Here is an 8,108-nt window from a genome sequence, read left to right as displayed (position 1 = left end):
GTGCGCGAGCAGGTGTCCGTCGACGAAAACCTCGTGTCCGACGCCGTGGCCCTGTCGCCTTTCATGCGGCAGATCGCAGTCAGCGTGACGATCTCCGGGTTCGGCGCGGGCGAGAACCTCGCCAGGCTGGAAATGTCCGGCGTCAGCGTCAAGCCGCCCGGCACGCAGACAGCCAACGGGCTTGGCACGCTGACGCTCAGCTTCACCATTCCGGCGAACATGCCTGCCGGCCGTGCGATGATCTATGCCGAGGGCGCTGGCGGCAGCTGGGCCCAGGCCCTGTTCGTGTCGAATGGCTATTATGACGCTGAAACGGTGCAGCGCATCACCACCACGACGCGGTTCATCACCCGCACCGTGACGACCACGAGCGCGCCGAGGCCGCCGCAGCGCCCGGTGAGCGAGCCCACAAGGTTCGAGCCCAGCCGCTCGCCCGACCCGGTGGCGCAAAGCTTCATCCTGTCGGAAGATCGGATGATCGCCGGGTTCGACCTCAAGTTCGCTGCCTTTGGCGACAAGAACCGGGGCATCATGGTCGAGCTGGTCAAAACCGATTTGGGCTTCCCGGCTGGTGAGGGCATCGCGCAGGCTTTCGTGAACCTCACCACGGCGACGGTCGGGCAGTGGGTGCAATGCCGCTTCCCTGTTCCGGTTCACGTGGTTGGCGGGCAGGAATACGCCTTCATCGTGCGCACCAATGACGACGACCACGCGCTGGCGCTGGCCAGCATCGGCGGCTTCGATCCGGTGGCGCAGCAGTTCGTCGGCGCCCAGCCCTATGTGGTGGGCATGCTGCTGTCGTCGGCGACCGCCACGGCATGGACCGCGCACCAGAAGGACGATCTGTCGTTCCAGATCGTGGCGGCCCGGTTCTCGCCGGTCAACAGGACCATATCCTTCGGCACGTTCCCGCTCACCAATGCCTCCGACCTCATGGCGCGGGCCTCGGTGCTCATTCCGGCGGGCGACACCAGTGTGACCTTCGAGATCGTCAGGGCCAGCGGCGAGGTCAAGAAGCTGTCGCCCAACGTGAACTGGGAGCTCGACGCCTTCGTGACGGAAACGGTGACGCTCCGCGCCGTGCTGACCGGCACCGCCAGGATGAGCCCGGTCCTGTTCCCCGGCATCATTCTGGTAGCCGGAACCATCGCCACCTCGGCGACCTATGTCTCACGGGCCATGGAGATGGGAACGGCGGTCCGCCTGTCGGCCTACATGAAGCACTGGCTGCCGGGCGGGTCGGAGGTTGCCGTGCATTTCGACAAGACCGACAATGCCTGGATCGCAGCGCCGGTCAGCATGACCGACATCCTCGATGACGGCTGGATCGAGCGCGAGTACCGGCTGGCGCCCGTCACCGCGGTGCAGGGGCGCATCCGGGTGACGCTCACCGGCGGCCCGGCGGCGCGGCCCTCGGTTCAGGACATGCGCGCCGTCGCGATCTGACATTCTTGAAATTCTGGCTTTCTGCCTTCTGACCTTTCTGCCTCCCGGGAGTGACGGCGCATGCCTGTCAATGAAACAACCGCTAATCGCGGCTATCAGCTTCCCCACGCCACCAACAATCTCGACCAGGACGTGGCCCGGCTCCGGGCGGCGTTCAACGCGATTGACGGCGATGTCTCCGGCCTGCTGACCGCCGTGGCGGGCAAGGCCGCGACGGGTCACACGCATGCCATTGCGAACGTCACCGGGTTGCAGGCCGCGCTCGATGCCAAGCTTAACGCCGGTTCGGCTATCGCGCTCGACGCCCTGTCCGACGTGGATACGGCCGCCGCGGTCAGCAACATGTTCCTGCGCTTCGTGAACGGCGTCTGGATCCCCGTTACCTTCGACGCCTCCATGGTGGCGTCCGGCACGCTCAATCCGGCCCGCATGCCGGCGCATGGCCATTCGATCGCCGAGGTGACCGCGCTGCAGGCCGCGCTCGACGGCAAGCAGGCGGCCGGCGCCTATGCGGCGGCGTCGCACGGCCATGCGATCTCCGACGTGACGAACCTCCAGAGTTCGCTCAATGGAAAGGCCAACATCTCGGGAGGAAACGAACTCAACGGGCATCAGACAATAACCGGAAAGGTTCAGGCCCGTGGCACCGGGCTTGACGCGGCCTTTCAGCCATTCAACACGAACGGCAACCGCGACTGGCGGGTCATGCAGAAGGACGATGGCCGCTTCGTCATCACCGACGAAACCGCCGGTTCCGAACGCATGGCCTTTGGCGCCAATGGCAGCGTCGACATCACCGGAACGCACATCACGCTTCCGTTCACGATGTATGGAAACCGGCAGATCTATAATGGCTCGGGAGAGACGAAGCTATATGTCCAGAACGGCGCGCAGGTCGACACCTACGCATCCTACGTGAACGGCGGTTATGGCGGGGCGGAGTTCCTGACCGGCCTGGCGGCGAGTGGGGGTGGGAGCTATATCTGGGACCGCGCCGCGGGACGCGATCTTGTCTTCGGCACCTCCAACGCCGAACGCATGCGGATCAAGTGGTACGGCAATATACTGATAGGTACGTCGAACGAGTCGGTATGGAACGGCGCCAGTGGCTCCGGAATACTTCTCGGGCCTGACGGTGCTGGCTACTTTCACCGGGACAACAACCCGTCGATGATTGCTGGACGCCGCGGAAGCGACGGCGACATCGCTCTGCTCCAGCGCGATGGCGTGAATATCGGGTCATTTGCTGTATGGACGAACGGCGCGGTCTACGATCTGCGCCTGGTCAGCCACCAGGGAAATCTGGTCCTCCGGGCGGGCGGCTACAGCAGCCTGACCGCTTCCAGTTTCAACGGCGCCCTCAACAGCCAGCCAACCTATGACCTGACGGGCAGCGGCTCGAATGTTATCGTGACATCGGCTGGCAATATCCGCCGAACCTCGTCTTCCATCAGGTACAAGACGGATGTGGAGGACCTCGACACCGCACTCGCCGACCACGCCATCGATAGGCTCCGCCCCGTCTGGTATCGCAGCAGGAACGCCGACGGCGACGACAAGGCGACATGGTCCCACATCGGCTTGATCGCCGAAGAGGTCGATCTGGTCGAAAAGCGGCTGGTCCGCTACCGCACTGTCTCGGTCACCACGAACGAAGACGGCGAACGGGTGGAGACGCCGCTCGCTAATCCAGAGCCGGAAGACGTCGACTATTCCCGTCTCTCCGTTCTGCTGCTGGACGCGGTGCGGCGGATGAAGGCCGATCTCGCGTCTCTCCGGACCGAGTTCAACGCCTACAGGGCCGCCCATCCCTGAGCATTCGCGCGAAGGCCATCCTGACCTCCCGCGCCTAGCTGTAGCGCCACCGTCGAGGCCCTTTGCGGCCATGTTCAATCGCATATCATCAAGGAGCAGACCCGATGTCCGATCCGGCATTTGGCATTTCGATCACGCGTGTCGACAGCGAGCCGCGGCCCGCGGTCTACAGCGACATGAGCGTCGTGGGCATCATCGGCACCGCGCCCGCCGCGAACTCGACGTCGTTTCCGCTCAGCACGCCGGTGTTCATGTACAGCGACGACGCCGCGCTCTCCGCAGCACTTGGCACGGGCGGCACCATCGCCGACGCCATCGGCCTGATCAACGCCCAGCTCGGCGAGTTCCAGGTGGCGGCGAAGATCGTCGTGGTGCGCGTGGCGGAGGGCGCCAGTGCCGCCGCGACCATTCAGAACATCGTGGGGAATTCCGCGCTCAAGACCGGCATCCATGCCTTCACCGAGGCGGGCGCCATCCTCGGCGTCATCCCGCGCCTGATCTGCGCTCCGGGCTTCACGTCGCAGCAGGAAAACGGGGTGTCCGCCATCGCGATGACGAACCCCGGCAACAATTATGCCTCCCCGCCCACCGTCTCGTTCTCGGGCGGCGGCGGGACCGGCGCGGCGGCAACCGCGGTGCTCACCAATGGCGTCGGCTCGATCTCCGTCGGGGCGGGCGGCACGGGTTACAGCACGGCCCCGACCGTCACCCTTTCCGCGCCGCAGACCGCTGGCGGTATCCAGGCCACGGCGACCGCAACCGTTGCGGCAGGCGCCATCACCGGCTTCACCGTGACCAATCCGGGTTCCGGCTACAGCGCGCCTCCCACCGTGACCATCACCGGTGCAGGCACCGGCGGAACAGGCACCGCGGTGCTGGCCGGCCGCGTCGGCTCGCTCACCATCACCAATCCCGGCTCCGGCTATACCTCGGCCCCCACCATCGCCTTCTCCGGCGGTGGCGGCACGGCGGCGGCGGCCACGGCAACGGTGGCGCCTCTCGCCAATGCCGTCTGCGCGGCGCTGCCCGAGGTCCTGAACAAGCTTCTCGCCCATGCCGTCGTGGACGGGCCCGCCACCACCGAGGCGGCGGCCATTGCCTGGCGCGAGACGCTAAGCAACGGCCGGATCATTCCGGTCGATCCCGCCGTCAGGGTTCTCTCGGGCGGCGCGGCCGTCACCCGGCCGTTCTCGCCCGCCGTCATCGGCATCGGCGTGCGGCGCGATCACGAGAAGCAGGGGCGGCCGTTCCATTCCTGGGCCAACCAGCCGGTCGCCGGCATCGTCGGGCCGTCGCGGCCGGTCAGCTTCTCGCTCACCGACGGCGCCACCGAGGGCCAGCGCCTGCTGGCCGGAAACATCGGCGTGCTGCTGCGCGGCGAACTCGGCGTCGAGACCGCCATCGCGAGCGGAGGCTTCGTCTATGTCGGCACCGACAATGCGGGAGAAGACGATCTCTGGCGCTTCTACAACGTGACGCGGGGACGGGATTACATCCACCTGATGTTCCTGCGCACGCTCCGCTTCTACCTCGGGCGGTTCAATCTCACCGGCCAGACCATCCAGGCGGTGCTCAACACCATGGGCTTCGCCATGCGCGACCTCAAGGCCGACGGCGACATCCTCGGCTACGAGGTCAAGTTCACCCGCGACCAGAACTCGCCCGAGCAGCTGCGCCAGGGCCGGTTCACCGTCAGCTTCGCCGCCGAGGAGGCCCCGGTGCTGCGCTATCTCGGCATCCAGTCCGCCCGCTACCGTCCCGCCCTCGACGCGCTGCTCGACGATCTGCTCGCCCAGATCGACGCGGTCACCGGCTGAGCGCCAGACAGAAAGGATATCAGGCCATGAGCACCATCTATATTCTCGAGGCGGCAAATCTTTTTTGTGGCGATCATGATCCCGCCGCATCGAAGCACCTGACGCTGACCGAACTCAAGCTGCCGCCGCTCCAGGAAATCTACCAGGACCACCATGCCGGCGGATCCCGGGTGCAGATCGAGGTGGCGGTGGGCATCCAGAAACTGGAACCCACCTTCAAGCTCAATGGCTGGGACCCCGATCTGCTGACCCGGTTCGGCCTCGGCTCCCCGCGCCAGAAGGTGTTCACCGCCTATGGCGCGATCCGCGACAAGCGCACGGGTGCTGCCATCGAGGCCAAGGCCATCATCGAGGGCCGCCTCGGCAAGATCGAGTCCGACGCCTTCCAGCGCGGCGAGTTGCAGGGCCACGAGTACGCGATCAACGAGGTCATGCATTACGAGCTCTGGTTCAACGAGAAGGAGAAGCTGTTCTGGGACTTCTTCTCGGCCGAGTGGCGGCTCGATGGCGTGCCGCAGAACGACGACGAGCGCCGCATCCTGCGCGTCCAGGGCTGACCTTTCCAGGAGATGGAGACGACCAAATGACCGGCACCGCCCGCGTGAAGCTCTCCCACCCGCTCAGGCTGGGAGACAGGACCATCGCCGAAGTGACCATCCGCCGCCCGAAGGTGAGGGATCTGCGTGCCATGGAAAAGGCGCGCGAGCCCGGGGCCAGCGAGATCGACCAGGGCATCGCCATGGCGGCCGTGCTCTGCGGCCTGCCGCTCGAGGCGCTCGACGAGATGGATGCCGCCGACTTCGCCTCGATCTCGGAGGTGCTCGGCGGTTTTTTGCCGAGGGGCCCGGCATGACCGGCTGGCGCGGCGTCGTGGCGGATACCGCGCATGTGCTGTCGACGCCCATCACCGCCTTCGACGGCATGGACTGGGCCGAACTGCTGCTCTGGCACGCCGAGGCCCGGCGGCTCTGCGGGAACAAGGGGCACTGACGCATGGCCAGCCTGACCTCCCAGCTCATCGTCGAACTGCTCGACCGGGTGTCGGGCCCGGCGCGCCGCGTCGCCGGCAGCCTTCGCGGCATCACCCGCACGGTCAGGGAAGTGGCCTCCGGCACCATCGGGCTGCCGGACCGGCTCGATGCCGCCATCACCCGCAACAACCGGGCGCTCGATGAAGCGCGCGGGCGCATGCTGGACGCCGTGGGCACGCTCTACATCCTGAGGAGCGCGCTTGGCGCGCCGGTGCGGGCAGCCCAGGAGTTCGACCGGGCGCTGGCCGGGATCGGCGCCAAGGGCAATCTCACCGCCGCGCAGATGACGGCCATCGGCGAGGCGGCGAGAGCCACCTCGTCGCAGATGAACCAGTTCGCCGCCGACATCGTCGGCGCGCAGGACTTCCTCGTCGGCATGGGCCTCGATGTGGAGCGGGCCACCAGGGCCATGCCGTCCATCGCCCGGGCAGCAACCGCGACGGGCGCCAGCCTCGAGGACCTGTCGAAGGCAGGCTTTGCGGCGATGTCCAACCTGGGTATTGCCGCCGAGGGTCTGGGCAAGTCCTTCGACATCATGGCGGCGGCCGGCAAGGCGGGCGGCTTCGAGCTTCGCGACATGGCGCAGTATCTGCCGTCGGTCACGGCGCTCGCCAGTTCCAGGGGCATGACCGGCGAGAGCGGCCTTGCCCAGATCGCCGCCGCCCTGCAGATCGTGCGCCGGGGCGCGGGCGATGCCTCGGAAGCCGCCACCAACTTCAGCAACATCCTGCAGAAGATCGTGTCCAACGACGCCATCGGAAACTTCAGGGAAGCGGGCATCGATATCCAGAAGGTGCTGAAGGACGCCAGAGCCAATGGTACCGACCCCCTGGAGGCCTCGCTCCGCGCCATCAACAGCGCAATTGGCGGGGATCTGTCGCGGCTGGGCGAACTCTTCGCCGACGCCCAGGTGCAGAAGGGCCTCATCCCGCTGCTCAACGGCCTTGACGACTATATCCGGCTCAGGGACCGGGCGGCGAGGGCGGATGGCGTGATCGGCGCCGACTTCGCCCGCATGATGGAAACCAGCGTCGAGCAGGTGAAACAGTTCCAGATCGCGTTGCGGAACTTCCAGACCGGCATCGGCGAGGCCCTGGTCCCGGTGCTGGGCGGCATCGCGGGGGCGCTGAAGCCCGTCCTCGAGCTGCTGACCTCCCTCGTCAGCCAGTATCCGGGCGTCTCCGGCGCGCTCGCCGCCATCACGGCGGGCTTCGTGGCGCTGAGGGCGGCCCTGGCGGGCCTCACCTTCCTCGGGCTCATGGGCAAGGGCGGCATGCTGGCAACGCTCGCCTTCGGGCTCAGGGGCGTCGCCGTGGCCCTGACAGCCCTCCGGGCGGCGGCCATCACGGCGCCGCTCGGCATGCTTGCGAGCGGTCTGGCCAGCCTCCGGGGATCGCTCCTCGGTCTGGCCATGCTGGGCTCCGCCGGCGGCCTCAGGGCCGTGTTCGGCGCGCTCGGTTCCGCTATCCTCGGCCTGCTCAACCCGCTGCGGCTGGTCACGGCGGCGGCTGTCGCCCTCCGGGGCGCACTGCTGCTGACCGGCGTCGGCGCGGTCCTGATCGGCATCGCCGTCGCCGGCAAGTTCATTTACGACAACTGGCAGGGCATCGGGCAGATGTTCGCCGCCTTCGGCGAGGCCTTCATGGCGGCGCTGGGCCCCGTCCGTCCCATGCTCGACCCGGTCATATCGGCCGTCTCCTCGCTCTTCGGCTGGCTCTCGAAACTCAGCTTCGAGATCTCGCCTGCGTCCTGGCAGGCATGGGGCGCGGCCGCCGGCACGGCTGTGGGCAATGTCGTCCGCTGGTTCGCGGAGCTCCCGGGCAGGATCGCCGCGGCGATCGGGAGCCTCTACGAGCTTGGCCGCCAGATGATGCAGTCCTTCTTCGACGGCATCGTCTCCGTCGCCAACGATCTCCTCAACTATGTCTCCGGCATCGGAAGCCGGATCAGGTCGGCGCTCTCCTTCGGCGGCGCCGAGGGGGTGTCCGGCGATCCGATG

6 protein-coding genes and 1 pseudogene are annotated in these 8,108 nt (G+C 67.1%); all 7 read left to right on the top strand.

Translation table 11 applies throughout. The annotated features are described in order from the left end of the window. Positions 1-1,446, top strand: a pseudogene (locus ACKOED_RS00250) (hypothetical protein); the annotation flags it as partial. Positions 1,447-1,506: 60 nt separating this feature from the next. Further along, positions 1,507-3,261 carry a tail fiber domain-containing protein gene (locus tag ACKOED_RS00245; RefSeq protein WP_408914568.1) on the top strand — a complete coding sequence of 585 codons (1,755 nt, stop codon included), beginning with the start codon at positions 1,507-1,509 and terminating at the stop codon, positions 3,259-3,261. Between the two features lie 104 nt (positions 3,262-3,365). Next, positions 3,366-5,078, top strand: a complete 1,713-nt coding sequence (locus tag ACKOED_RS00240) for a phage tail protein (RefSeq protein ID WP_408914567.1) — start codon at positions 3,366-3,368, stop codon at positions 5,076-5,078. A gap of 26 nt (positions 5,079-5,104) precedes the next feature. Then, positions 5,105-5,635: a phage major tail tube protein gene (locus tag ACKOED_RS00235; RefSeq protein ID WP_408914566.1), complete on the top strand. Its 531-nt coding sequence runs from the start codon at positions 5,105-5,107 to the stop codon at positions 5,633-5,635. Between the two features lie 26 nt (positions 5,636-5,661). Beyond that, entirely contained in the window at positions 5,662-5,931 is a 270-nt protein-coding gene (locus tag ACKOED_RS00230; protein WP_408914565.1) for a phage tail assembly protein, read from the top strand. Further along, positions 5,928-6,068, top strand: coding sequence for a hypothetical protein (locus ACKOED_RS00225; protein WP_408914564.1), 141 nt, complete (start codon positions 5,928-5,930; stop codon positions 6,066-6,068). Before ACKOED_RS00230 ends, ACKOED_RS00225 begins: the two co-directional genes overlap by 4 nt. Before the next feature lie 3 nt (positions 6,069-6,071). Continuing rightward, positions 6,072-8,108, top strand: a 2,037-nt coding sequence (locus ACKOED_RS00220; RefSeq protein ID WP_408914563.1) for a phage tail tape measure protein, incomplete at its 3' end; no start/stop codon positions are given.

Origin of the sequence: Aestuariivirga sp., assembly GCF_046093005.1 — a bacterium.
In the GTDB taxonomy this organism is placed as follows: Bacteria; Pseudomonadota; Alphaproteobacteria; order Rhizobiales; family Aestuariivirgaceae; genus Aestuariivirga.
Note: the sequence above shows the minus strand (reverse complement) of the source record. Positions and strands in the feature narration are given on the sequence as shown.

Coding starts and splice junctions, on each gene's coding strand:
- ACKOED_RS00245 (WP_408914568.1), top strand. CDS start 1,507: ATGCCTGTCAATGAAACAACCGCTAATCGCGGCTATCAGCTTCCCCAC.
- ACKOED_RS00240 (WP_408914567.1), top strand. CDS start 3,366: ATGTCCGATCCGGCATTTGGCATTTCGATCACGCGTGTCGACAGCGAG.
- ACKOED_RS00230 (WP_408914565.1), top strand. CDS start 5,662: ATGACCGGCACCGCCCGCGTGAAGCTCTCCCACCCGCTCAGGCTGGGA.
- ACKOED_RS00225 (WP_408914564.1), top strand. CDS start 5,928: ATGACCGGCTGGCGCGGCGTCGTGGCGGATACCGCGCATGTGCTGTCG.
- ACKOED_RS00235 (WP_408914566.1), top strand. CDS start 5,105: ATGAGCACCATCTATATTCTCGAGGCGGCAAATCTTTTTTGTGGCGAT.